2 protein-coding genes are annotated in these 1185 nt (G+C 37.3%); both read right to left on the reverse strand.

Features of this window, described 5'->3' with window-relative positions:
- On the reverse strand, positions 1-706 hold a 706-nt coding region (pucL, locus tag BFA01S_RS21535), incomplete at its 3' end, for a factor-independent urate hydroxylase (protein ID WP_066235691.1).
- Between the two features lie 113 nt (positions 707-819).
- The gene (uraH, locus tag BFA01S_RS21540; protein ID WP_066235693.1) at positions 820-1167 is read right to left on the reverse strand and encodes a hydroxyisourate hydrolase; all 348 of its coding nucleotides are present in this window, start codon (positions 1165-1167) and stop codon (positions 820-822) included.
- Positions 1168-1185: the final 18 nt, after the last annotated feature.

A 1185-nucleotide genomic window follows, 5' to 3' on the forward strand; every position in this document is an offset into this window, starting at 1 on the left:
TAGCTGCGATGTCGCGAACTTGTTCAGCTGCAACATAGTTAGCTGCGTTTTCGCCGAATGCATCTTGCTCACTTTCATATTTCCATCCAATATTTAAGAAGATGTATAATGGACGGTCTGTAGCTTCTGCTAATGTTGTGTACTCATCAATGATGTAGCCGTAGAATGAGCTTCCGCTTACTTTGATAAGCTGGATATCAGCGATTCCACTTGATAAGTCAACAACTTCTGTTCCGCTAGCAGTACGTGCTACTTCTACAGTTGCAGTTGCGTACTCGTTGCGAGATTTACGGAATACTAAATCACTTGTTTTAATACCTTCCGATGTTCCCACTTGAATATCATCGAATGCATATTCTTGAGCTTCAAGTCTTACTGCGTCCAAATGAGAATATTTGTCAAGAAAGCGCTCACAAACATATGTTAAGAAACCTTCTAAAGTAGATCCTTCATATGATGCTGCGTGACGTTGAATGAAGTTTTTCATCGAGTCAGTAGCAACGACTAAGCTGTTATCTCCTTCTGTGAAAGAAGTTAAGAATTGCTCACCTTTAAGTGCAACTTTAGCGTTCATACCGAAAATTGTGTTGTGTTTTTCAGTGAAGTTTGATTCTGGAATTTGTTTTAGACCTTTTAACGGGTTTGCGTAAGTTCTGAATACGTATACATCGCCTTTACCATAAAACATTGTTCTTGCTTGTGTCATAATAAAAATCCCCCTAAGTCTTGTATTTTCTATTTTTTTTATTTTATCAGCTCCCGTTTAAAAGAAATTTTAAACGGGAACTGTTAAATATACTATTAATTATTTAATAATAATCAGCTACCGCGATAAGTACTGTATCCACCTGGTGCTACTAAAAGCGGAATGTGGTAATGGCTTTCTGGATTAGAGATGCCAAAGCGGATCGGAACTTCATTTAAAAATGCATTCTCTTCTGCTTTTCCACCGTTCGCTAAGTATCCACCTACGTAGAATACTAATTCGTATTGACCAACTTCAGTTTCTTCACGTGTTAAAAGTGGAGAATCTACACGGCCATCACTATTAGTATGAACAGTTTTTAACAATTCACGATTATCACTATTTAAACGCCATAAGTCGATTTTAACTTCCTTAGCAGGAAGACCTTTAGATAGATCTAATACATGTGTTGTTAAACTCATAGTGCAACATACTCCGAG

The organism is Metabacillus fastidiosus NBRC 101226 (assembly GCF_001591625.1).
Classification (GTDB): Bacteria; Bacillota; Bacilli; order Bacillales; family Bacillaceae; genus Metabacillus; species Metabacillus fastidiosus.